Genomic DNA, 24,363 nt, shown 5'->3' with positions numbered 1-24,363 from the left:
CCTCTAACATACACTTTTCTTTATTAATGCCCACCTAAATAGGCTTGGCGTACTTCTTCACTTGCTTGTAAATCTCCCGCAGCGCCTGATAGAACGACTTTGCCCGTTTCGATTACATACCCACGACTCGCTACCGACAGTGCCATGTTTGCGTTTTGTTCGACCAATAAAACGGTTGTACCATCGCGGTTTATATCTTTAATTACTTCAAAGATTGTTTTAACCATTAAAGGAGCTAAACCCATCGATGGTTCATCTAGTAAGACTAGCTTTGGCTTTGCCATTATAGCACGGCCCATTGCAAGCATTTGTTGCTCCCCACCAGAAAGTGTACCTGAATGTTGTTTTTTACGCTCTAATAATCTTGGGAAAATCTCGTACACTTTTTGCATATCACTATGAATGCCTGCCTTATCCTTCCGTAAAAATGCTCCTAATTCTAGGTTTTCTTCTACTGTAAGATTGGCAAATACACGGCGTCCTTCAGGAACATGCGATATCCCGGCCTTTACAATCGATTGTGCTTGTTTACCAGAAATCGATTTGTCTAGAAAATGAATTTTACCATTTTTAGGTTTTAATAATCCTGACAAAGTTTTCAACAATGTGCTTTTCCCAGCACCATTTGCCCCGATTAATGTAACGATTTCGCCTTCATTCACTTCAATAGATACATCTCTAAGCGCTTGAATATTACCGTAAAATACATCTATATTTTCTACTTTAAGCATCGCCATCGTGAACTTCCTCCCCTAAATAAGCCTCAATAACCTTAGGATGGTTACGGATCTCTTCTGGTGAACCTTCTGCAAGAAGCTGACCATGGTCGAGTACATAAATTCGTTCACAAACACCCATGACTAAATTCATATCATGCTCAATAAGTAAAATAGTTAAATCAAACTTATCTCGAATTAACGCGATTAAATCCATTAAATCTTTCGTTTCTTGCGGGTTCATCCCTGCAGCAGGTTCATCTAATAATAGAAGTTTCGGTCCTGCAGCAAGTGCACGGGCGATTTCTAATCTACGTTGTTGCCCATATGGTAAATTTTTTGCTAGTTCATCTTTATATTTGTCTAAATTAAATATCTTTAAAAACTCGATCGACTTTTCTTCCATCTCCTGTTCCCCCTTAAAATGGGAGGGTAAGCGAAATACAGAGCTAAGGATGGAATGGGTTGCAAGCGAATGGTACGCAACTTTAACATTTTCTAATACTGATAATTCTTTAAATAAACGTATGTTTTGGAATGTACGACTAATGCCCATCCTAGTTACTTTGAATGGGGGTAATCCATTAATCCGTTTTCCATCAAAAAGAATATCCCCTTCTGTTGGAACGTAGACTCCTGTTAATAAGTTAAAGCTTGTTGTTTTTCCAGCACCATTTGGACCGATTAAACCGACAAGTTCTCCATGGTTTAAGACAATATCCAGATTTTGTACCGCTTTTAAGCCACCAAACTGTATACCGGCTGCTTTTACTTCTAATAACGGTTTATTTTCCATGTTGTCCGCCTCCTTTTGGCGTTCTCCAAAGTTTGAAATAATCCGTAATTTCCATCGTGCCCATTAAGCCTTTTGGACGATATAACATGACAATGATTAATACCAAACTATAAATAATCATACGTGTTTCAGGATATCCTTGTAGATACGTAGAAACAACAGTTAGTAAAATAGCAGAAAGAATCGCTCCCGACAAACTTCCTAGCCCTCCAAGCACAACGAATATTAATATATCAAATGATTTTAAAAATCCAAATTGTCCAGGTTGAATAATATAAAAGTTATGTGAATATAGTGCTCCTGCAACCCCCGCAAAAAATGAACCAATCGCAAACGCTACTACCTTATAGTAGGTCGTATTAATCCCCATTGCATCTGATGCAATTTCGTCTTCACGAACGGAAATAGCTGCGATACCGTGGCGTGAATTGGTAAAGTTTACGATGACTAACACCGTGATAAATAAACAAACAAATGCATATGTCCAAGTTGTTAAATGGGAAACCTGCATACCTGCAGCCCCACCAACATAGTCAATATTCAAGAACACAATACGAATAATTTCAGCAAATCCAAGTGTTGCAATTGCCAAGTAATCCCCTTTTAATCGTAAGCTTGGAATACCTACAATTAGTCCTGCTAATGCTGCAACAACCCCACCAACAATGATTGCTACTACAAAAGGTAGTTGTAATTTCATTGTTATGATTGCGGATATATATGCTCCTACAGCTAGAAATCCTGCATGACCAATAGAAAATTGACCTGTAATCCCAATTACCAAATGTAGGCTGACTGCTAAAATAATGTTGATGGCTATAAATATGAGCGTATTAGAATAAAATTGATTCATCATCCCAGTTGAAATAAGCACTTGAACGACTACATACACTAATACAGCTACTATAATAAATGGCCAAAACTGTTTAGACTTTTTCATCTCTATATACCACCTACACTTTCTCTCGTGTATTTTTGCCAAAGATTCCAGAAGGTCTAAAAATCAGAATTAAGATTAGGATAATGAATGCCACAGCATCTCTCCATAAAGAGAACCCTAGAGCACTAACAATCGTTTCAACAACTCCGAGTACAAGCCCGCCGACCATTGCCCCAGGAATAATTCCAATTCCTCCAAGAACTGCAGCGACAAACGCTTTTAAGCCTGGAATGACCCCCATTAAAGGATCGATCTTTGTATAATACACACCAAAAATTACACCTGCAGCCCCTGCTAAAGCAGAACCAATAGCAAAAGTTGCAGAAATCGTATTATCTACATTAATTCCCATTAGCTTCGCAGCATCTACATCATGTGAAACAGCTCGCATCGCTTTTCCTGTCTTCGTTTTATGTACGATAAATTGTAGCAATATCATTAGAACGACAGAAACTGAAAGAATTAATATTGATTGCATACTAATTTGAGCACCTAAAATACTGAATGTTTTGTTGGAGAAGATATCAGGATAAGCTTCTGGTTGAGCTCCACGAATATAAATTACGCCGTATTCTATTAGTAAAGATACCCCAATCGCAGTGATTAGTGCCGCGATTCGTGTAGCATTACGCAATCGTTTGTATGCAATACGTTCGATAATTACTCCAAATAACGCACAAGCTACCATGGAGAGGATTAATGCAGGGAAAAAGCTTAAACCAAAAACAGTGATTGAATAAAATCCGATAAACGAACCTACCATGAACACGTCACCGTGTGCAAAGTTGATTAATTTAATGATGCCATACACCATCGTATAACCGAGGGCGATCAATGCGTATATACTTCCGAGTGAAATACCGTTAATCAATTGTTGTATCCATTCCATGAAGTTTCACTCCTTTATGCATTCGTTTTTCTTATCAAATACGCCTCGGCGTATTTGTGCCCAGATTTTTATCGAGCTCGCTCGATAAATTCCATTAAAAATCTGTGGCATCCGCCGGGGGCTTTAACTTTATTCAGCAGGGGTTTGTGGACCCCTGCTGAATGAAGTTAAATAGAGAAAAGGAGGGAATTCAATCCCTCCCATTTTACTGGTTAATCTTAAGGATTAACTTTCGTATTAAATACTTGTTTTCCATCTACGAATTCTAAGATTGTAGCCGATTTGACTGGATGGTGATTTTCATCCACCGAGTATAAACCTGTTACTAGTTCTAGATTATCTGTAGCTTTTAAAGCATCTTTAATTTTTGTTCCATCTGTAGAACCAGCACGCTCAATTGCATCTTTCAATAAGTAAACAGTGTCATAGCCAAGGGCATTAAATGAGTTCGGTGCTTTGCCATATTTCTCATTATACTTATCTGCAAATTCTTTTGCTTTTCCATCTGGATCTTCTGCAGAATAGTGATTAATGATAAATGTGTTGTTTAGCGCTTCTGCTCCAGCTAAATCAACGATTGTTGGTGAATCCCATCCATCAGCCCCCATTAAAGGAACATCAATTCCAAGTTCACGAGCTTGTTTAACGATCAAACCAACTTCTTCATAATAACCAGGGATAAAGATAAATTCTGGATTTGCACCTTTAATACGAGTTAACGTAGATCGGAAATCTGTATCTTTTGCTACATAAGATTCTTCTGCAACAATCGTGCCTCCTGCTGCTTCAAAGTCTTCAATGAAAGATGCTGCAAGACCTTTTGCATAGTCACTCGCATTGTCAGCATATACTGCTGCAGTTTTTAATTTTAGTTCCTTCGTAGCAAAGTTAGCAGCTACGGTCCCTTGGAATGGGTCAATGAATGAAGTACGGAATGCAAACTCATTGACAGAACCATTATCTGAAACTGTTACATTTGGACTTGTTCCAGAAGGTGTAATCATTGGAGTTTTGCTGTCATTAGCAATCTGTACTTGAGCTACAGAGTTACCGCTAGTTGCAGGTCCAATAATTGCAGCTACTTTATCTTGACTTGTTAATTTAATCGCGGCATTTGTAGATTCAGCAGCGTCCGACTTATTGTCTACTGTTACTAATTGAATTTGTTTCCCATCAATACCACCAGCGGCATTGATTTCTTCTACTGCTAAATTAAATCCATCATTTTGAGATGATCCATATGAAGCTACTGGACCAGACAGTTCTAGATTGACACCGATTTTAATCTGATCTCCTCCATCGGAACTAGTACCTTCTTCCCCCGCTCCACATCCTGCTAGTACTCCAGCTAGTAAAGACGAAGCAAGGAATAATGTTGCAAATTTTGATTTTTTCATAAAATATAAACCTCCTGTTTTTGTTTGATAATTCTGACTTTATAAGTCGTACTACTTAACATTCTAAGTTTATGTAAGAAGTCATCTAGAATCTATCAAGTTGCTATTGTTAACATTTCTCATTGTAAAACAAACTTCATATTCAGTCTATACTAATTTTTCGCTTAGTTTAAAAATTTCAGATATTACATTAGAATAATATTTTTAAATCCTTAAAAAACCCTTATAGATAAAGGGTTTCCAACAAAATACCATTCAATATATTACCAAAAAATATATTACATATTTTACTTATACGTGTATACATAAATGGACTTTTTTATCATTAAGACTAATATTATTGTTAATTTGTGGTAAATTAATAAGATGATATCAGATTCTACTTTTCATATTTCGCTATTTTACTAGAAATTAGTTCGACATCACCAATAAAAAGGAGCGATGATAAATGGTACTAAAGTAACCCAATCGAGATGAAGAAAAGTGGAAGGAAAATGGAGTTCAGCATATTTATTTACGATTTTATAAATTCATTTCTAGAATTCGAGCAAAACGTTCAATTACTCACAAAAAATTTCAAAGGAGACTATTGATTAGTAAGCAAGTTCCATTGAAAGCAGTCGAAATCATAGCTGTCATCTAATAGAGCCTTTTATGAAGGCATTATTCCTATATGATGCTCCTATACAAAGATGAACCTACATGAAAAGAATCCATATGCCATAGATTTTATAGGTTTCTAAAGTAAAAAAACTTCCACCAAGTTATGAGAACTTAGTGGAAGTTACCTTTTAATAGATAAGAAAATACCTTTATATTCAGTATCAATCCAGCTCCAGCGCAAGCTCGTCGCAAGCAAAATCGCTTGTGTGGCTGGGGAGCTGCCTCCTGGGCCCGCACGATGCGGGTTATATCTGCTTTGCCACAGGATGTGGCGCACTTTGCAGAACTACCCCATCCCCACATTGCCTGTCAGAGGCCTGCAGGATGCAGGTCATGCTCCTGCAGTTACTCGTCGCAGAAAGACATTGCAGTCGTTGCGAAATGTTTTTTTTTTTGCGACGAGCTTTGCGCAGGAGCACCACGATGTCGCGAACTTAGACTGTATTCATCTAACATAAGCGCTTGTGCTTTTCTTCAATGCCCACCTAAATATGCTTGACGTACTTCTTCACTTGCTTGTAAGTCCCGCGCAGCACCGGATAGAACGACTTTGCCGGTTTCGATTACATACCCACGACTCGCTACAGACAGGGCCATATTTGCGTTTTGTTCGACCAGCAAAACGGTTGTACCATCCCGATTAATATCTCCAATTACTTCGAAGATTGTTTTAACCATTAAAGGAGCTAACCCCATTGATGGTTCATCTAGTAAAACTAGTTTAGGCTTTGCCATAATAGCACGACCCATTGCTAGCATTTGTTGCTCTCCACCCGAAAGTGTACCTGAATGTTGTTTTTTACGCTCTAAAAGTCTTGGGAAAATCTCATATACTTTTTGCATATCACTATGAATGCCAGCCTTATCCTTCCGTAAAAACGCTCCTAATTCTAGGTTTTCTTCTACTGTAAGATTGGCAAATACACGCCGTCCTTCTGGAACATGGGATATTCCAGCTTTTACAATCGATTGTGCTTGTTTACCAGAAATCGATTTGTTTAGAAATTCAATTTTACCGTTTTTAGGTTTTAATAATCCCGACAATGTTTTCAATAATGTACTTTTCCCGGCGCCATTTGCCCCGATTAATGTGACGATTTCGCCTTCATTCACTTCAATGGTTATATCCCTGAGGGCTTGAATGTTTCCGTAAAATACATCTATATTTTCCACTTTAAGCATCGACATCGTGAACTTCCTCCCCTAAATAAGCCTCAATAACCTTAGGATGGTTACGGATCTCTTCTGGTGAACCTTCTGCAAGAAGTTGACCATGGTCGAGTACATAAATTCGTTCACAAACACCCATTACTAAGTTCATATCATGTTCTATAAGTAAAATAGTTAAATCGAATTCATTCCGAATAAATGCAATTAATTCCATTAAATCTTTCGTTTCCTGTGGGTTCATCCCTGCTGCAGGTTCATCTAATAAAAGAAGTTTGGGATTGGCTGCTAACGCACGAGCAATTTCTAATCTTCTTTGCTGTCCATACGGTAAATTCTTTGCTAACTCATCCTTATACTTATCTAAACTAAAAATCTTAAGGAATTCAATCGATTTTTCTTCCATTTCTTTTTCACCAGTAAAATGGGAAGGAAGTCTTAAAATAGAACTTATAATGGAATGCTTTGCAATTGCGTGATAAGCAACTTTTACATTATCTAATACAGAAAGTTCATTAAAAAGGCGAATGTTTTGGAACGTACGACTAATCCCTTTTCTTGTTACTTTGAAAGGAGGTAACCCATTAATTCGTTCTCCATTAAAAAGAATATCTCCTTCAGTAGGAACATAAACTCCAGTCAGTAAGTTAAAACTTGTCGTTTTACCAGCACCATTAGGACCAATCAGACCTACTAACTCACCTTCATTTAATATCATATTCAAATTTTGAACAGCTTTTAGTCCACCAAACTGTATTCCTGCATTTTTCACTTCAAGTAACGGCTTATTTTCCATGTTGACCGCCTCCTTTTGGCGTTCTCCAAAGCTTGAAATAATCCGTAATTTCCATCGTACCCATTAATCCTTTCGGTCGATACAGCATTACCAAGATTAATACAAGACTATAAATAATCATACGCGTTTCCGGATAACCTTGAAGGTAAGTAGAAACAACTGTCAATAAAATAGCTGACAGTACTGCCCCTGAAAGACTTCCTAATCCACCAAGAACTACAAATATTAAAATATCAAATGACTTTAAAAAACCGAATTGACTTGGTTGAATAATATAGAAGTTATGAGAATATAAAGCTCCTGCAACACCAGCAAAAAATGAACCAATTGAAAAAGCAATTACTTTATAATACGTCGTATTAATACCCATTGCATCTGAGGCTATTTCATTTTCCCTAACGGAAATGGAAGCAATGCCATGTCTAGAATTCGTGAAGTTTACTATCACTAAAATAGTAATAACTAAGCATACAAATGCATACGTCCACGTTGTTAAATGAGAAACTTGCATTCCTGCTGCTCCACCAACAGCATCGATGTTTAAGAAAACAATTCGAATAATTTCTGCAAACCCTAACGTAGCAATTGCTAAATAATCCCCTTTTAATCGTAAACTAGGAATACCAACAACTAACCCAGCTAAAGCTGCAACAATACCACCTACAAGAATTGCAACTATAAATGGAAGATGTAGTTTCATAGTGACTATGGCAGAAATATAAGCTCCTACTGCTAAAAACCCTGCATGGCCAATAGAAAACTGTCCTGTAATTCCAATTACCAAATGTAGGCTTACTGCTAAAATTATGTTAATCGATATAAATATAAGTGTATTAGAATAAAATTGATTCATCATTCCATTGGAAATGAGGAACTGAACAACTGCGTATACTATTACTGCTGCAATAATAAATGGCCAAAACTGTTTTGACTTTTTCATAATTATGTACCACCTACACTTTCTCTCGTGTATTTTTGCCAAAAATACCAGATGGTCTAAAAATCAGAATCAATATTAAAATGACGAATGCTGCAGCATCTCTCCATAAAGAGAATCCTAAAGCACTAACGATCGTTTCAACAACTCCGAGAACTAACCCACCAACCATTGCTCCGGGAATTATTCCAATACCTCCAAGAACTGCAGCCACAAACGCCTTTACTCCTGGTATAACTCCCATCAACGGATCGATTTTTGTATAATATACACCGAATATAACCCCTGCTGCACCAGCTAAAGCTGAACCAATTGCGAAAGTTGCAGAGATGGTATTATCCACATTAATACCCATTAATTTAGCGGCTTCTGTATCATGAGAAACAGCACGCATTGCTTTTCCAGTTTTCGTTTTGTGAACTATAAACTGCAATAAAATCATTAATACAACAGAGACTGATAATATAAGAATAGATTGAACACTTATTTGAGCGCCAAAAAGTTCAAATGAACGATTTGAAAATACGTCTGGATACGCTTCTGGTTGTGCTCCTCGTATATAAATAACACCATACTCTATCAATAGAGAAACACCGATTGCTGTGATCAGAGCAGCAATTCTTGTTGCATTTCGTAAACGTTTATATGCAATACGCTCAATAATAACTCCGAATAACGCACAAGCTGCCATTGAAATAATAAGTGCAGGGAAAAAACCTAACCCAAAAACGGTAATTGAATAGAATCCAATAAAAGATCCAACCATGAACACATCACCGTGTGCAAAGTTGATTAATTTGATAATTCCATATACCATCGTATATCCAAGTGCGATTAATGCATATATACTTCCGAGTGAAATACCGTTAATTAATTGCTGTAACCATTCCATGAAGTTTCACTCCTTAAATAAATAATTAGGACTATTTTGAAAATAAAAAAGGAGGGATATTAATCCCCCCCATATTTTACGAGTTAATATTAAGGATTAACTTTCGTTTTAAATACTTGCTCACCATTAACGAATTCGATGATAGTAGCAGATTTAATTGGATGATGAAATTCATCAACAGAGTATAATCCAGTAACTAGTTCTAAATTATCAGTAGCTTCAATAGCTTCTTTAATTTTTGTTCCGTCTAATGATTTAGCTCTTTCAATTGCATCTTTCAATAAATAAACTGAATCGTATCCAAGTGCATGGAATGAGTTAGGCGCTTTACCATACTTTTCAGTAAACTTGTCAGCAAATTCTTTCGCTTTACCATCTGGATCTTCTGCTGAATATGCTGTAATGATAAATGTATTATTTAATGCTGCAGCTCCTGCTAAGTCGACGATTGTTGGAGAATCCCAACCATCAGCCCCCATTAATGGAACTTCTATTCCTAATTCACGAGCTTGCTTTACAATTAATCCAACTTCTTCATAGTATCCAGGAATAAAAACAAACTCTGGATTTGATCCTTTAATACGAGTTAGTGTAGAACGGAAATCAGTATCTTTAGCTACATATGATTCTTCCGCAACAATCGTGCCACCTGCTGCTTCGAAGTCTTTAATGAAAGATGCTGCAAGACCTTTCGCATAATCACTTGCATTGTCTGCATAAACTGCTGCAGTTTTAACTTTTAATTCGTTTACAGCAAAGTTAGCAGCAACAGTTCCTTGGAATGGATCGATAAATGCTGTACGGAATGTAAATGGATTTACTTTTCCATTATCTCCAACTGTAACTGTTGTACTAGTCCCAGAAGGTGAAATCATTGGCGTTTTTGTATCTGTTGCAATTTGTACTTGAGCTACTGAGTTACCACTTGTTGCAGCTCCAATGATAGCAGTAACTTTATCTTGACTAGTAAGTTTAATCGCAGCATTTGTTGCTTCAGCTGCATCCGATTTATTATCTACTTTAATAAGTTCTATCTGTTTCCCGTCGATGCCCCCCGCAGCATTGATTTCCTCAATCGCTAGATCAATCGCATCTGCCTCAGATGAACCGTATGATGCTACAGCTCCTGAAAGCTCGAGGTTGGCTCCTATTTTTATTGTGTCTCCCCCATTTGTACTACTAACTTCTCCACCATTTGTACTACTACTTTTTTCCCCCGATCCACATCCCGCTAGTACCCCAACTAGCAGAGAAGAAGCAAGAAATAATGAAGCAAATTTCGATTTCTTCATAAATAAAAACCCCCTGTTTTTGCTTGATAATTCTGAATATATAAGTCGTACTACTTACCACTCTCTAATTTTGGTAAGTAACTATTCAGAATCTATCAAGTTATTGTTGTGAACAACTTCATTGTAAAACAAAGTTTAATTTCAGTCTACACAAATTTTCTTTTATTTCTAAAATTTCTGACATTACATTAGAATAGTTTTTTCATTCTTTGTTTAAACCCTTGAAAACAAAGGGTTTTTGTCATTATTGACTACAGTATTTTTTTGAAATTCTACTCATAATATTTGTCTTAAGTTACAAAATAATAGTTGTATTATCATTATGACTAATATATCAGTAAATTTTTGGTATATAAAGAAATAAAAGAGTATTTTTACTTTTCATATTTTGTTAGGTATACTAGAATTTAGTTCGACATCCGCAATAAAAAGGAGAGATTAGAAATGGTACTAAAGTTACCTAATCGTGAAGAAGTAAATGTAGAAGAAACATGGAATTTAGCCGATTTATTTGCAATTGAAGATGATTTTTCCAATTCATTAGACGAAATTGAGCAAAGTGTTCAGCTTTTTGCAGAAAAATACAAAGGAAAAGTGACTAGTCCCTCCATAGCAGTAGAAGCGCTAACGGATTATTCGACTATTTACGAAAAAATTGTTCCAGCTGGGACATATGCTAGTCTATCTCTTAGTACGGACCAAACAGATATGACCGCACAAATGAGAGCAAATAAATTTAGTTCACTTTCCGCTAAAATTAGTAGCAAACTTTCTTTTTTAACAAGTGAATTAGTAGAGCTACCAGACGAAATGATTAAAGAAGCATCTCGGCTTGCTCCTGCATTACAACATTATTTAGACAAGTTATTGGAGAAGAAAAAATATCAACTGCATCCCGAAGTTGAGAAAACACTTGCTGCGTATTCCGCATCCTTTAATGCGCCGTATAAATTATACGATACAACTAAGATGCTCGATATTTCTTTTGATAATTTTGAAGTAGATGGAAAATCATATCCATTAAGCTATGTATCTTTTGAAAATGATTGGGAAGCCGAATCTGATCCAGCAGTTAGACGAGCCGCATTCCAAGCTTTTTCAGCAAAACTAAAAGAATATCAACATACGACTGCTAAAACATATGACATGCATATACAAATGGAAAAAACAACTGCTGATATTCGAGGGTACGATTCCATTTTTGATTATTTACTATTCAATCAAGAAGTGGATCGCACTCTCTACAACCGCCAAATTGATTTAATCATGAACGAGCTTGCACCGCATATGCGCAAATATGCAAAATTGCTTCAAAAAGTGCATGGCTTAGATAAAATGACATTTGCGGATTTAAAAATTTCACTGGATCCAACTTATGAACCTACCATTTCGATAGAAGAATCCAAAAAGTATATTGATGATGCGCTAGCTGTAATGGGCGAAGAATATTTGGAAATTGTTGATCGTTCGTATAAAGAACGATGGATTGACTTTGCACAGAATTCGGGAAAGTCAACAGGTGCATTTTGTTCTAGTCCATATGGGAATCATCCATATATACTGATCTCTTGGTCCTCTAAAATGAATGAAGTATTTGTGCTTGCTCATGAGCTTGGACATGCGGGACATTTCTATCATGCAAATAAAGAACAAACGATATTCAATGCAAGACCATCTTTATATTTTATCGAAGCGCCATCGACAATGAATGAAATGCTTGTCGCGAATCATTTATTAAATAGCTTTGATGATCCGAAATTTAAACGTTGGGTCATTTCATCAATTGTAGCGCGTACGTACTATCATAATTTCGTGACTCATTTATTGGAGGCTGCTTATCAACGAAAAGTATATGAGCGTGTTGATCAAGGTTTGAATGTCAACGCACAAATTTTGAATGAGTACAAACGTAGCGTGCTAGAAGAGTTTTGGGGAGATGCTGTTGAAATATCAGAAGGTGCTGAACTTACTTGGATGCGCCAACCGCATTATTACATGGGATTGTATCCTTACACGTATAGTGCCGGTTTAACGATTTCTACACAAGTCGCCAAGCGCATTTTAAACGAAGGCCAAGTTGCTGTGGATGAGTGGACTAACGTTTTGAAAGCAGGCGGTACAAAATCACCTGTAGAACTTGCGAAAATGGCTGGAGTAGATATTACAACAGAGGAACCATTACGTGATACGATTTCCTATATCGGCTCGCTTATTGATGAGTTAATCACTTTGACTGATGAAATTGAAAATAAGTAAGAAAAATACGAGCGCCCTTTAAGGTCAAATTATACTTTCATATTCTTTCAAGAAAAAAGCTAAACCGTCGCCGGTTTAGCTTTCTTTACTTACTTTTACTCTCTTCACAAATAGAGACAATACTAATGCAACTACTGTAACAAGTGTTGCGATAAAGAATGTGTAATTAATACCTTCCAACATCGCTTTCTTTCCTAATTCCAGTTGAAACTGAGCAAGTCCTTCTTGGCTTGTCGGCATATTCCCCGCCACACTTGCTTCACCAGCAAGTCTTTCCGCAGAAGACTCCATTCTCGCATTCATAATCGTTAAGAATATCGCAGATCCGATTGCACCAGAAACTTGTTGCAATGTATTATTCATCGCAGTACCATGTGGATTCATATTCATCGGTAATTGGTTTAACCCATTCGTCATAATTGGCATCATAACCATCGACATACCAAACATACGAAGTGTATAAATTCCCATAATATAATAATAACCAGTATCTAGCGTAAAATCGCTCATTAAATAAGTAGCGACTGTCGTTATCGTAAGCCCAATGATCGCTAAAATTCGAGCGCCATATTTATCAAAAATCTTCCCTGTTATTGGCGACATTAATGCCATAGCAAGTGCCCCCGGTAACATTAAGACACCTGAATGGAATGGAGAAATACCACGGATTGTTTGTACATACAGTGGAGTTAAAATCATTCCAGAAAACATCGCTGCAGATACTGCAATGGAAATAATCGAAGATAAAGTAAACATAGGATATTTATAAATCCTAACATCTAACATTGGCTCTTCAAGTTTGAGCTGTCTCCATACAAAAAGAACAAGTGCGATAAATCCAATAGTAATTGTACCGTAAACTATTGGAGCATCCCAACCTTTATCCCCTGCTGTGCTAAACCCATAAAGCAATGCTCCGAAACCGATACTTGATAAAATAAGTGAAAAGATATCTAACTTCACTTTACTATTTGGAGTAATGTTACGAAGTTTAAAAATAGCAAACAATAAAACGATTACTGCAAACGGTAAAATAATTTGAAATAGAGCTCGCCAATCGGAATGTTCTAATATAAACCCTGATAAGGAAGGACCAATTGCTGGCGCCAAAATCATTACCAATCCAAACATCCCCATTGCCGCTCCACGACGTTCAATTGGGAAAGCAGTTAACATAACATTCATAAGAAGTGGCATCATCATAGCTGAACCTGCCGCTTGAATCATGCGTGCTGCGATTAAAACTCCAAAAACTGGAGCAATAGCAGCTAATAGTGTACCTGCTGTAAAAAATATCATGGCCGTAATAAATAATTTTCTATTGGAAAATCTTTGCACAAAAAATGCACTTGCCGGTATTAGAATCCCGTTGATTAACATATATCCGGTAGTTAGCCATTGTACAACGACTGGTTTTACATTAAACTCTGTCATTATCGTTGGTAATGCTACATTTAAAAGTGTATTATTCAAAAACGCAATGAATGCTCCTACAAAGAGGATTGCAATCATTGCATATGGGGGCTTTTGTTGCATTTCTTTCATTATTCTCGTTCCTCCTATTTACTTTTAAGCTTCTCTTTTATTTTCTGTCTTATAACACTTGAATATTTTATACTCATAGTCCAAAAAAAGCAAATAAAATAATTCAAGTCAACTAATATAGTTTGATAAACGTTGGTTTAACGGTTAATATAAGAATTATACTACTAGTCTAAAGGTGATTAATATGAACACTAAAAAACGAAATATTCTAGAAGCAGCCCAAAGACTTTTTATTGAAAAAGGTTTTAGGTCTACTACCGTAAACGATATAATAGAAGAAGCTAAAGTTTCAAAAGGTACTTTTTATAATTATTTTTCTTCTAAAAACGAATGTATTATAGCTATACTCGAGAATGCAAGAAAAGAAACGGTAATAAAAAGAAAAGAGATTCATACACAACAGAATGCTTCTGACGTCCATATATTGACGAAACAATTGTCTATTCGATTAACTGTATATGAGGAACATAATCTATTCCCTCTTTTTGCATCGATTATTAACTCACAAGATGTCGGACTTCGTGATCTGATTAAACGAAATTATATCGAGGAAATAAACTGGCTTTCTAATCGACTGATAGATGTTTTCGGTGAACAAACTAAAAATGTGGCAACAGATTGTGCTGTACTTGCACTTGGGATGATCCAACAATTACAGCACCCATGGATTAATCCATCCACGAATATTTCTTTCGATCAATTAATTGAATTTATCCTTAGACGGATTAAAACAATTATTTATGAAATGACAGCAACAAACGACTCCTTATTGATAAACTCCTTCTTCAAGCAAAAAACAGAAGAGTCATCTGTAACTAGGGAGCATGTGATCGAACTGCTAAAAACCTTTTATTTGGAAGAAAAAGACTCATTTTCGCCGAATACAATACAAGCGATTGAATTTGTACTAGAAGAATTATCAAAAGAATTGCCTAGAATCTTTTTGTTAGAAAATATTGTTCCTGCCCTCACAGAAGCGTTTACTGGAAGTCAGCTTGAACAAAAATCTACTATTATTATTTATAAACTATGGGCGCTTTTAGATGAATGGAGAGAAGGTCAAGAATGATGGACAAAGTGATTAGGCAATACCAAGAGGATGAAAATGTGATGATTCAATTGTTTGCTAGATGGTGTGCTAATCATCAATTAGATGCATTAACGTTGTATGCGCAAGCCTACCCTCAGCAAGAAAAGAATTTACTGCTCGAAAAAGCAGTAGAAGAAACAGAAGAAGATGTATTAGAAATAGATACAGAAACGCTTCTACATGTGCTTCAACTCTTCGGCAATGAAGATCTTGCATTCGTTGTTTCCGAAGAAGCCGACAAAAGAAAAAAGTAAAGGATCCATAATTTAGAAAATCATATGAATGAAGCATACACTTGTATGTTGGTGATAAACGAATATAAGTCTTATTCAATACCAAATAAATTCCAGGGGGCGCTAGCAGTACTAGCGCCCCCTCTGGTATTTAGAAATCTCGGTACCAAATTACTCAAAAAAACGTGATTAACACTTACTATAATTCTATTGATTATATCATTCATAATTAGTAACTAATATCAGGTAATTACACATATTGGATATGGCTAGATGCTTTTTCTAAGAAAATCCGCTGGCTATTAATGCTTTTTCCAACGATTTCTTTAAAATGATAAATACCATTTAAATCTTGTACTCTCGCTTTAACATTATCTTGAAGTTCGATATCTAATATTTCCATTACACGCTTTTTAATAGTTGGTGCTAACACGGGAAACAAAATCTCCACTCGCTTTACCATATTCCGGGTCATCATATCTGCAGAAGATAAATATAATCGACTCGCTCCATTTCTATGAAACCAATAAATTCTCGAGTGTTCCAAAAATCTTCCTACTATACTCGTAACTGTTATGTTTTCACTTACTCCAGCAATACCTGGGCGTAAACAACAAATTCCGCGTACGATTAAATCGATTTTCACTCCTGCAGATGAAGCTTCATACAATTTAACGATTAAATCCTTATCCGTCAGTGAATTCATTTTGAGCTTAATATGCCCATTAGAAAAAGCGCGATGATATTCTATCTCTTCATCTATCAAATATAAAAACTTATCTCGAATGTCGTATGGAGAAACAACCAACTTATTATATTCTGGTTTATTTGTATAACCACTTAAATAGTTGAAAAATTGCGTTGCGTCTGACCCTATTTTCTTATTCGTCGTAATAATCCCCATATCTGTATACATACGAGCAGTTTTGTCATTATAATTCCCCGTGCCTAAATGGACAAATTGCTCAATACGGTTGTTGTGGCTCCTAATAATTAAGGTAATCTTGGAATGTGTTTTCAAATTATGCATTCCATATATAACGAGACAACCGGCTTTTTCTAGTTCACGCGCCCAATGGACATTGTTTTCTTCATCGAAACGCGCTTTAAGTTCGACAAGTACGGTCACTTGTTTTCCATTTTCAGCGGCCCTTTTTAACGCCAAAATAATCGGAGAATTACCGCTCACTCTGTACAATGTTTGTTTAATCGCTAACACTTTAGGATCATCCGCTGCTTTATCAATGAAATCAATAATAGGTTGGAACGATTCATATGGGTGATGAAAAAACAAATCCTGTTTTAGTGCTTTTGCAAAAATATCTTCATCGCTTGCTAAATCTTTGGGTGGTTGTGGTATAAAAGGTTCGTAAAATAGTTCGTTATAATTCCCTTCAAAAAATTGAATAAAGGAAAATAAAAAAGTTATATCCAGCGGTCCGTGTATTTTGTAAACATCGTCGCGATGTATTTCTAGCTGCTCCAATAAATAGTTCAATACCTTCTGTTGTATTTCGCTCGTTTTCACTTCAAGCCTACTAACTGCACCCCATTTTCGCTTCTTTAATTCTTTTTCTATTTCAATTAGTAAATCACGCGCACCTTCTTCATGAATCGTTAAATCAGCATTTCGAGTAATTCGAAAAGGATTTGCATGCTTTACTTCGAATCCGTGGAAAAGTTTGGAAATATTTGCGATAATAACATCCTCTAATAATACCGCTGCAAACGTACCATCTTTCGTTTTTACTTGGATAAACCTTCTTAACACAGATGGAACTTGTACAATCGCAATTTTGTTTTGCTCATTGTCCTTGCTACTTGTGCTCCCTTCTTCTACCATCACCAATATATTCATTGTTTTGCTCAATAATATCGGAAATGGTCGGTATGCATCTACTGCAACCGGGGTTAGTATAGGGAATATTTCTTCATCAAAAATAATTTGTAATTCTTTCACCTGTTCTTTGGATAACTGGGAATATTTCAATAACGAAATGCCGTGTTGTGGAAGATGATTTTCTATTAAATCTTTATATATAGCCATTTGTCTATCCACAAGTTTTTTGGTGATCGATGATATTTGTGCTAATTGTTCTTTTGGTGTGAGGCCAGCTTTATTTTCCGGTTTGTTAAAACCAGCCCTCACTTGATCTTGAAGTCCGGCAACACGAACCATAAAAAATTCATCTAAATTAGAGCTAAAGATAGCTAAAAACTTAAAGCGTTCTAAGAGTGGATTTGCATCATCTTCTGCTTCTTGTAAAACCCGTTCATTAAAAGCTAACCAGCTAATTTCCCTATTATTATAATTTGCATAATCATTAAATGGATGATCATCTACTATTTTCTCGTTCACAATATGGTATCCTCCATCTCCAATCAAATACGCCCCGGCGTATTTGCGTCCAAATTTTGAATTGCGCTCGAGGCCTAAAGGATGTAGGTCATGTAGTCGTTGCGACAAAAGCTCTTTTGCGACGAGCTTCGCGCAGGAGCAGGACGTCGCTATCTTAGACTACCTTCCCCAACACTCCTTACAAAATTTGTGACATCCGCCGGTGGCTTTGGGCCAACAGGATGTTGGTCACTCAGGTGTTGAGGCTCACAGGATGTGAGTCATGCAATCGTTGCCGCAGGATGCGGCGAACTTAGCCAGAGTTCCTTGATATCAGCAGTTATTGTTTGCTCCTACGCAAGCTAGTCGCAGAAAACACTTGCTGAATGAAGTTGAAAAATTATTTTCACTTGACAATTCACTACTTTTTCCAAATGTTTTTTTAATTTTTCGGCTTGGTATTTTTCTAACATATAATTACCGGCAACAATAAAAGTAAGAACCAGTTCATCTGAGAGTTTCGTTAAAGTAATTTGTTTAATATTAGAACGTCCCAATACATCAATGCCTTTTGTAAAACGAATTAATGCTCCAATATCCCGCAGTTTTTTAGACTCGTTCCCTTTTAAAATATGGTCGTAGGCAGATACATATTGTTTGAACGTATCCTTATTTTTATAAGAGGCTAGTAGCGCTATTTTTAACCGTTCTTCATTGGTAAGTCCATCGATTGTTAGATTGGTTAATAAATAGAAAGTATGCTGACTCGCTGCATCTTGATCAATATGTTCTCCTATATAAAACAATATGTATGCAAAGCGCAATAATTGCTCATTTTCTAGCGGTTCTATATAATTCCATTCAATAAATTGATCATAAATCGTTGTAAAAATATCGTATAAATGCAATGTATTTTCTTCTTTAACATTAAATTTCCCTAAAACATGACGAACAGCATTTTGCGCCACTTCATTCACATTAAACTCTAATGGGAATTTTCCAACTAATTGGGATAGAATAATACCTTCCCTTAAGCCTCGTTTACTATATATAAATGAAGGTGCCTTCACCTTGTCCATAAACAGTCGAAACGTTTCCAGTGCTGGAACGATAATATCAGCCCGGTCACTCGATAAGCCATCTATTTTTTTTAATTCGTCTAATGAGCATTTGGAAAATTGCGAACTAATTTCTTGTAAATCGGTTGATTTCAACTCATACTGGTGAATACCATTCAGTGAAGAATCTTTTAGTTGTTGGTCAACTTGTGCAATATTTCGCGCACTTCCTCCAATTGCAATGATCGGAACTTGTACATTATGTAACCAAGTAAGCGGTTGAAGTTGTTCGTTTACATATTTACTTAATTGGATAATTTCTTCTTGCGTCATTTCTTCACTTTTCATAAATCTTCTTGTTAATGAAACTGCACCAAATGGTAAACTATGCATATGTATTAGCTTTTTTTTCACAAATAAAGTAATTTCTGTGCTTCCCCCGCCCATATCGATCGTTACAGCTGTTTGTGTATTCGTTGAGTGTATAACTGCTAAATATCCAAAATACGCTTCTTGTTCAGCGGTTAGAATCGTTAGAGTTAAACCTAATTTTCCTTTTATGTATGCTAAAATTGCTTCCTTATTTTCAGCTTGACGAATAGCTGCGGTTGCAGCAGCAAAAACATGCTTTACTTGTATATCTTCAAGTATTTCTTTAAATTTTGACAGTGTTTCCAAAAGCACTTGAATACCATCATTATTTAAATTACCGGTAGAATCTATATACATACTGAGTCGCGCAACTGTTTTAAAATTATGATGCTCTACTAATCCTTGTAATGAGTTGTAACTATATACTACAAGTCGAATAGAGTTTGATCCTATATCAATAATTGCTTTTCGATTTGTCATTGTGTCCATAAGCTTTTACTCCTCTATTAATTATTTTAAACGCAACTGTTCGATATATTTGTAAATGTTTTGTAAATTTTTTATCTTCATTCAGCAGATGTTTTTTGCGACGAGCTTGCGCAGGAGCAGAAGTCTCTCACCTCTAGAGGTCATGAGATGAATGCGGTTTTATTTCCTGTTCAGCAAGTGTTCAAACTCCCGCTGAACGAAGATAAAGCCTCCGGCGGATGTCACAGATTTTGAAAGGAGTTTTTAAAGGATGTTAGCCTAAGTACGTCGCATCCTTGCGACAACGGCTACCTGACCTGCATCACGCAGGCCTAAGCTCGATTCAAAATCTGGACGCAATTACGCCGAGGCGTAATTGATTTTCATTATACTGAATGAGTTTGTTAAGTTAACGTAATATTTCATAATTTCCCCCCTTGATCCTTTTGTATCATGTACAATAAGGAAAACGACGTTAGGGGGATAATTAGACAGATGAAAAAGTTCACCAAAGAGGAGAACAGTTGGTCATTTTACGACTGGGGATCATCGGCATATACGATAACGATTACAACCGCAGTGTTTCCAATATTTTATAAATCTTCGGCGACAGCAGCTGGAGTAGATGCTGCTGATTCTACCGCTTACTTAGGATATACGATTGCTATATTCACCTTTATATTAGCTATGCTTGGACCTATTTTAGGAACAATCGCCGATTATCGTGGAATGAAAAATAAATTTTTTACGTTTTTCTTTGTACTCGGTGTAACATTCACTGCGATGCTTGCATTTGTACCATTTGATAATTGGTTACTTCTACTCATTTGCTATACTTTAGCGGCTCTTGGCGCAACTGGTGCAAATGTGTTTTATGATGGATTTATCGTCGATGTAACGACTAATGAGCGTATGCATAAAGTATCATCTAGAGGTTATAGTCTAGGTTATATTGGTAGTACTATACCCTTTTTAATAAGTATAATCATCATTGTGCTTTCTCAACAGGAAATAATTGCGTTGTCCACTACAAATGCTAGTAGAATTGCATTTCTTATAACGGCAGTTTGGTGGGTTGTATTTTCTATTCCACTGTTCAAAAATGTGAAACAGATTCATTTTATTGAACGAGAAGGAAAACCAGTTATTCAAAGTTTTAAACGCTTAGGTAAGACATTTAAAGAAATCCGTCAATATAAAGCATTGTTCTTATTCTTACTCGCATACTTTTTTTATATTGATGGAGTTGGTACCGTTATTAATATGTCTACCGCATATGGGACAGATTTAGGCCTTAGTGCTACTAGTTTATTAATCATTCTTTTTGCAACCCAAGTTGTTGCTGCACCATTTGCCCTATTATATGGGTGGCTTGCAGGAAAGTTTTCCGAAAAGAAAATGCTGTATGTAGGAATTATTGTCTATATTATTGTTTGTACGTATGCATTTTTCTTAGAAACAGTTGTTGATTTTTGGATTTTAGCCATGTTAGTTGCAACTTCACAGGGTGGTATCCAGGCACTAAGTCGATCTTATTTTGGAAAGCTTGTACCAAAAGAAAATTCCAATGAGTTTTTTGGGTTTTATAATATTTTCGGTAAGTTCGCTGCGATTATGGGACCTTTATTAGTTGCTTTAACTGCACAAGTAACAGGCAAGTCCAATTATGGTGTTTTTAGTTTAGTAGTGTTATTTATTATTGGATTCATCATCTTGTCTAGAGTACCAGAGCCAAAGACTAGTCCATCCGTAGATGAAGTTAGTGTAAATTAATAAAAAGAGAGGGGAGTAGATTATTTCTACAATCCTCTCTTTTTAAATTAATAATGCTTTTTCACAATAAACGAGGTAGTGATTCCAACAGAAATTACCGTTATACATGAATATACGAAAGAAACGGCTTCGATTAATATGCAACCAAGTGATACGATTACAATATCAATAGATAAAATACAAAGCCCAGGGTTAATATGTAACCGTTTTGCAAGCATTTGCGCAAGTAAATCAGTTCCTCCAAGCGTTATTTTAGATCGTAGCATGATACCTACCCCGAACCCAATCAATATTCCACCACAAATAGCTCCAAGCATTTCAGATGTAACAAATTTCCCCCCAACAATATGTAAAGGATATAAAAAATCAATAACGACGGAAGAAATCAGCAGTCCATGTATACCGTTGTAAAAAAAAGGACGATAATATATCCAAGCTAAGAGAAAAATCGGTACACTTATACATAAAATTGCAATACCTACCTTTATATCTAATAAATAGTGGAGGATTAAACCTAATCCAATTCCCCCACCATCTAATAAATGAAAAGGAACTAGAAAAAAATTAATCCCCAGCGCAATGAATATACTACCAATAAAAATGATCAACGTTTTATTTATAAAATACATTTTCCCCACCTTCCACTAAATCATATATATGTTTGTACACACAAAAAAACACAGGAATTTGAAATCCTGTGTTTTACGATAATTAAATAATACTAATTAGATTAATTGGTTACTGCAAAAGTTGCAGGCATGACGACCGCTACTACTTCCCCTTTAGCACATAGCGTATCTCCTGCAAAAACTTCTGTTGTTACTTTCCATTTCTTCGGATGAATTTCTTCGATTGTTCCAACTGCTTTAAGCGTTACTTTTTGCGGAGTTGGTTTTAAGAAATCCACATGTAAGGATCCAGTAACAAATCTTGGCGGTGCTTCTTCACTTCCTGGTTCAAAACCATTTTTACGATGTAACGCTAATGAAGCAGAGCCCGTCCCATGACAATCGATAAGTGAAGCGATTAAACCGCCATAGACAAAGCCAGGTATCGCGATATGCTTTTCGTTTGGATCGTAAATTGTTTCTGTTCGTTCCCCATTCCAAGCTGTTCGGAAATGGTACCCTTCTTCGTTTAACCTACCACAACCATAGCACCAAGCAAAGTCGTCTGGATAATCATCCTGTATAGCACGAACGTCATTTGTCATTTCTTTTCTCCCCCTTTTATACTGCAATTCTATTATACTTTTATTTGTTTGAAAAATGCAAAAAAAAGAAAGACTAGCTCAAAGAATGAGTTTGTACTCTTTCCTGAGATAGCCTTTCTATTACTTGTTATAACTGCAAACAATTTCCGCTACTGCTTTTGCAGCAACTAATAATGCATCTTCATCAATATCCCATTTGGGATGGTGATTAAAGAATGGGTTTTCTACTCCTTTCGGTGCACTTCCGATATATAAGAATGCACCAGGAAACTTTTTCAAATAGTAAGCAAAGTCTTCCGAGCCAGAAAGCATTGGGCCCTCTACTACTTCTTGAATTTCCTTTTGTTCTGACTGTATTAATGTTTGAACTACATCCGCTACTAGTTCAGGCGTGTTATACAGTGGGGGATAATCGGCTACATACTCTAAATCACAAGTAACACCGAATTCCACTTCAATTCCTTTCACGATACGAAGAACTTCTTCTTCAATTCGTTTTTGTGTAGTATCTGTCATGTAGCGTACATCGCCTTCTAATTCTACACTGTCTTTTATGACGTTGAATGTACCTTTTCCATCAAATGAACCAATCGTAATAACCCCTACATCAAATGGACTTAACCGGCGACTAATAACCGTTTGAATAGCTGTTACAAAATGGGCTCCAGCTATAATGGAGTCATTTGCTAAATGAGGAGAAGAACCATGTCCGCCTCTCCCTTGTATAACAAGTTTAAAGTATGTGCGCCCTGCCATTGCAAAACCACTTCGATATGCTATAACACCAGCCGGATGCATTGGGAATAAGTGAATCCCGTAAACGGCGTCTAAATCGTCTAACAATCCGGATTCTACTATACTTTTTGCACCTCCAGGAGGTGTTTCTTCCGCATGCTGATGAATAATTTTAATCGTACCAGAAAGTTCATTTTTCAGTTGGATTAAACAATCGGCAAGTACCAATAAATATGCCGTATGCCCATCATGACCACAAGCGTGCATAACGCCTTCGTCTTTCGATTTAAACGGTACATCGGTTTCTTCTACAATCGGAAGTGCATCAAAATCTGCTCGTAAACCAATTGTCTTTCCGGATTTCGTCCCTTTGATCGTCACTATAATGCCAAAACCATTACCGACATTCGTTGCGATTTCAATATCTTTTCCCTCATAAAAATCAATGATATATTGTGCTGTTTTCTCTTCTTGAAAAGATAATTCTGGATTCTCATGCAAATGACGTCGAATAGCAATAATCTCTTTTTTGCGTTCTTCTAGCATAGTCATTAATCGTTCTCTCATAAAAGAATTCACTCCTCTATATCTTTTGATTTATATTATTTTGTACAAATGTATTCACAAAAACTAAACTACCAGCTATCACATTTAGTATGAAATTAGAAATAATCACCGCAGTATAATATTCCCAATCCTTCGTTACCTATTCGTGCATTTTCAACATTATAAACTTTTTTCGACAAAATTAGTAAATGAATATGGTAAATATTATTTACAAATAAAGAAACTGTAGA

The 24,363-nt window shown here is 36.2% G+C and carries 20 protein-coding genes; 4 read left to right on the top strand and 16 right to left on the bottom strand.

Annotation, left to right across the window (positions count from 1 at the left end):
* Positions 1 to 23: 23 nt before the first annotated feature.
* The 10 genes from BMZ04_RS09340 to BMZ04_RS09295 form a co-directional block, all read right to left on the bottom strand.
* Positions 24 to 731 (bottom strand): ABC transporter ATP-binding protein, encoded by a 708-nt coding sequence (locus BMZ04_RS09340; protein ID WP_093269577.1) that lies wholly within the window; start codon positions 729 to 731, stop codon positions 24 to 26.
* Positions 724 to 1,512 (bottom strand): ABC transporter ATP-binding protein, encoded by a 789-nt coding sequence (locus BMZ04_RS09335; RefSeq protein WP_093268614.1) that lies wholly within the window; start codon positions 1,510 to 1,512, stop codon positions 724 to 726. The genes BMZ04_RS09340 and BMZ04_RS09335 overlap by 8 nt, the downstream gene beginning before the upstream one ends.
* Positions 1,502 to 2,452, bottom strand: a complete 951-nt coding sequence (locus BMZ04_RS09330; protein ID WP_093268610.1) for a branched-chain amino acid ABC transporter permease — start codon at positions 2,450 to 2,452, stop codon at positions 1,502 to 1,504. Before BMZ04_RS09330 ends, BMZ04_RS09335 begins: the two co-directional genes overlap by 11 nt.
* A 13-nt stretch (positions 2,453 to 2,465) precedes the next feature.
* Positions 2,466 to 3,341: a branched-chain amino acid ABC transporter permease gene (locus BMZ04_RS09325; RefSeq protein ID WP_093268606.1), complete on the bottom strand. Its 876-nt coding sequence runs from the start codon at positions 3,339 to 3,341 to the stop codon at positions 2,466 to 2,468.
* A 218-nt stretch (positions 3,342 to 3,559) separates the two neighbouring features.
* Positions 3,560 to 4,738 (bottom strand): ABC transporter substrate-binding protein, encoded by a 1,179-nt coding sequence (locus BMZ04_RS09320; RefSeq protein WP_093268601.1) that lies wholly within the window; start codon positions 4,736 to 4,738, stop codon positions 3,560 to 3,562.
* Between the two features lie 1,137 nt (positions 4,739 to 5,875).
* Positions 5,876 to 6,583, bottom strand: a complete 708-nt coding sequence (locus BMZ04_RS09315) for an ABC transporter ATP-binding protein (protein ID WP_093269573.1) — start codon at positions 6,581 to 6,583, stop codon at positions 5,876 to 5,878.
* The gene (locus tag BMZ04_RS09310) at positions 6,576 to 7,364 is read right to left on the bottom strand and encodes an ABC transporter ATP-binding protein (RefSeq protein ID WP_093268596.1); all 789 of its coding nucleotides are present in this window, start codon (positions 7,362 to 7,364) and stop codon (positions 6,576 to 6,578) included. The genes BMZ04_RS09315 and BMZ04_RS09310 overlap by 8 nt, the downstream gene beginning before the upstream one ends.
* Positions 7,354 to 8,304: a branched-chain amino acid ABC transporter permease gene (locus tag BMZ04_RS09305; protein ID WP_093268593.1), complete on the bottom strand. Its 951-nt coding sequence runs from the start codon at positions 8,302 to 8,304 to the stop codon at positions 7,354 to 7,356. The genes BMZ04_RS09310 and BMZ04_RS09305 overlap by 11 nt, the downstream gene beginning before the upstream one ends.
* A 13-nt stretch (positions 8,305 to 8,317) precedes the next feature.
* Entirely contained in the window at positions 8,318 to 9,193 is an 876-nt protein-coding gene (locus tag BMZ04_RS09300; RefSeq protein ID WP_093268589.1) for a branched-chain amino acid ABC transporter permease, read from the bottom strand.
* An 89-nt stretch (positions 9,194 to 9,282) separates the two neighbouring features.
* Entirely contained in the window at positions 9,283 to 10,485 is a 1,203-nt protein-coding gene (locus BMZ04_RS09295; protein WP_093268585.1) for an ABC transporter substrate-binding protein, read from the bottom strand.
* A 444-nt stretch (positions 10,486 to 10,929) separates the two neighbouring features.
* Between BMZ04_RS09295 and pepF the strand changes: the two genes are divergently transcribed.
* Complete coding sequence (pepF, locus tag BMZ04_RS09290) at positions 10,930 to 12,741, top strand: oligoendopeptidase F (RefSeq protein ID WP_093268581.1); 1,812 nt, start codon at positions 10,930 to 10,932, stop codon at positions 12,739 to 12,741.
* A gap of 75 nt (positions 12,742 to 12,816) precedes the next feature.
* Here the strand turns inward: pepF and BMZ04_RS09285 are convergent, their stop codons facing one another.
* Positions 12,817 to 14,286: a DHA2 family efflux MFS transporter permease subunit gene (locus tag BMZ04_RS09285; RefSeq protein WP_093268578.1), complete on the bottom strand. Its 1,470-nt coding sequence runs from the start codon at positions 14,284 to 14,286 to the stop codon at positions 12,817 to 12,819.
* Positions 14,287 to 14,470: 184 nt separating this feature from the next.
* Here BMZ04_RS09285 and BMZ04_RS09280 point away from each other — a divergent pair, with 184 nt between their 5' ends.
* Complete coding sequence (locus BMZ04_RS09280; protein WP_093268574.1) at positions 14,471 to 15,355, top strand: TetR/AcrR family transcriptional regulator; 885 nt, start codon at positions 14,471 to 14,473, stop codon at positions 15,353 to 15,355.
* Positions 15,352 to 15,630 carry a hypothetical protein gene (locus BMZ04_RS09275; protein ID WP_369802647.1) on the top strand — a complete coding sequence of 93 codons (279 nt, stop codon included), beginning with the start codon at positions 15,352 to 15,354 and terminating at the stop codon, positions 15,628 to 15,630. The genes BMZ04_RS09280 and BMZ04_RS09275 overlap by 4 nt, the downstream gene beginning before the upstream one ends.
* Positions 15,631 to 15,859: 229 nt before the next feature.
* Here the strand turns inward: BMZ04_RS09275 and BMZ04_RS09270 are convergent, their stop codons facing one another.
* Complete coding sequence (locus BMZ04_RS09270; protein WP_093268564.1) at positions 15,860 to 17,968, bottom strand: RNA degradosome polyphosphate kinase; 2,109 nt, start codon at positions 17,966 to 17,968, stop codon at positions 15,860 to 15,862.
* A gap of 341 nt (positions 17,969 to 18,309) precedes the next feature.
* On the bottom strand, positions 18,310 to 19,866 hold the full coding sequence (locus BMZ04_RS09265; RefSeq protein ID WP_093268559.1) for a Ppx/GppA family phosphatase: 1,557 nt from the start codon (positions 19,864 to 19,866) through the stop codon (positions 18,310 to 18,312).
* Positions 19,867 to 20,340: 474 nt separating this feature from the next.
* On the opposite strand from BMZ04_RS09265, the gene BMZ04_RS09260 reads away from it, so the two are divergent.
* Positions 20,341 to 21,618, top strand: coding sequence for an MFS transporter (locus BMZ04_RS09260; protein WP_093268551.1), 1,278 nt, complete (start codon positions 20,341 to 20,343; stop codon positions 21,616 to 21,618).
* A 47-nt stretch (positions 21,619 to 21,665) separates the two neighbouring features.
* Here BMZ04_RS09260 and BMZ04_RS09255 read toward each other — a convergent pair whose 3' ends face one another.
* The 3 genes from BMZ04_RS09255 to BMZ04_RS09245 all read right to left on the bottom strand — a co-directional run bounded on the left by BMZ04_RS09255 (position 21,666) and on the right by BMZ04_RS09245 (position 24,133).
* Positions 21,666 to 22,247: a YitT family protein gene (locus BMZ04_RS09255; protein ID WP_093268546.1), complete on the bottom strand. Its 582-nt coding sequence runs from the start codon at positions 22,245 to 22,247 to the stop codon at positions 21,666 to 21,668.
* Positions 22,248 to 22,348: 101 nt separating this feature from the next.
* Entirely contained in the window at positions 22,349 to 22,831 is a 483-nt protein-coding gene (locus BMZ04_RS09250; protein WP_093268541.1) for a PaaI family thioesterase, read from the bottom strand.
* Between the two features lie 120 nt (positions 22,832 to 22,951).
* Positions 22,952 to 24,133 carry an amidohydrolase gene (locus BMZ04_RS09245; RefSeq protein ID WP_093268537.1) on the bottom strand — a complete coding sequence of 394 codons (1,182 nt, stop codon included), beginning with the start codon at positions 24,131 to 24,133 and terminating at the stop codon, positions 22,952 to 22,954.
* Positions 24,134 to 24,363 lie beyond the last annotated feature (230 nt).

Origin of the sequence: Psychrobacillus sp. OK032 (assembly GCF_900111345.1) — a bacterium.
Lineage (GTDB): Bacteria > Bacillota > Bacilli > Bacillales_A > Planococcaceae > Psychrobacillus.
This window is presented reverse-complemented; position numbering and strand designations above follow the sequence as displayed.

Bases quoted from the DNA above. Each gene is read 5' to 3' on its own strand.
- BMZ04_RS09245 (WP_093268537.1), bottom strand. From the start codon at position 24,133: ATGAGAGAACGATTAATGACTATGCTAGAAGAACGCAAAAAAGAGATT.
- BMZ04_RS09320 (WP_093268601.1), bottom strand. From the start codon at position 4,738: ATGAAAAAATCAAAATTTGCAACATTATTCCTTGCTTCGTCTTTACTA.
- BMZ04_RS09330 (WP_093268610.1), bottom strand. From the start codon at position 2,452: ATGAAAAAGTCTAAACAGTTTTGGCCATTTATTATAGTAGCTGTATTA.
- BMZ04_RS09275 (WP_369802647.1), top strand. From the start codon at position 15,352: ATGATGGACAAAGTGATTAGGCAATACCAAGAGGATGAAAATGTGATG.
- BMZ04_RS09305 (WP_093268593.1), bottom strand. From the start codon at position 8,304: ATGAAAAAGTCAAAACAGTTTTGGCCATTTATTATTGCAGCAGTAATA.
- BMZ04_RS09300 (WP_093268589.1), bottom strand. From the start codon at position 9,193: ATGGAATGGTTACAGCAATTAATTAACGGTATTTCACTCGGAAGTATA.
- BMZ04_RS09310 (WP_093268596.1), bottom strand. From the start codon at position 7,364: ATGGAAAATAAGCCGTTACTTGAAGTGAAAAATGCAGGAATACAGTTT.
- BMZ04_RS09340 (WP_093269577.1), bottom strand. From the start codon at position 731: ATGCTTAAAGTAGAAAATATAGATGTATTTTACGGTAATATTCAAGCG.
- BMZ04_RS09335 (WP_093268614.1), bottom strand. From the start codon at position 1,512: ATGGAAAATAAACCGTTATTAGAAGTAAAAGCAGCCGGTATACAGTTT.
- pepF (WP_093268581.1), top strand. From the start codon at position 10,930: ATGGTACTAAAGTTACCTAATCGTGAAGAAGTAAATGTAGAAGAAACA.
- BMZ04_RS09255 (WP_093268546.1), bottom strand. From the start codon at position 22,247: ATGTATTTTATAAATAAAACGTTGATCATTTTTATTGGTAGTATATTC.
- BMZ04_RS09285 (WP_093268578.1), bottom strand. From the start codon at position 14,286: ATGAAAGAAATGCAACAAAAGCCCCCATATGCAATGATTGCAATCCTC.
- BMZ04_RS09260 (WP_093268551.1), top strand. From the start codon at position 20,341: ATGAAAAAGTTCACCAAAGAGGAGAACAGTTGGTCATTTTACGACTGG.
- BMZ04_RS09265 (WP_093268559.1), bottom strand. From the start codon at position 19,866: ATGGACACAATGACAAATCGAAAAGCAATTATTGATATAGGATCAAAC.
- BMZ04_RS09315 (WP_093269573.1), bottom strand. From the start codon at position 6,583: ATGCTTAAAGTGGAAAATATAGATGTATTTTACGGAAACATTCAAGCC.
- BMZ04_RS09325 (WP_093268606.1), bottom strand. From the start codon at position 3,341: ATGGAATGGATACAACAATTGATTAACGGTATTTCACTCGGAAGTATA.
- BMZ04_RS09280 (WP_093268574.1), top strand. From the start codon at position 14,471: ATGAACACTAAAAAACGAAATATTCTAGAAGCAGCCCAAAGACTTTTT.
- BMZ04_RS09295 (WP_093268585.1), bottom strand. From the start codon at position 10,485: ATGAAGAAATCGAAATTTGCTTCATTATTTCTTGCTTCTTCTCTGCTA.
- BMZ04_RS09250 (WP_093268541.1), bottom strand. From the start codon at position 22,831: ATGACAAATGACGTTCGTGCTATACAGGATGATTATCCAGACGACTTT.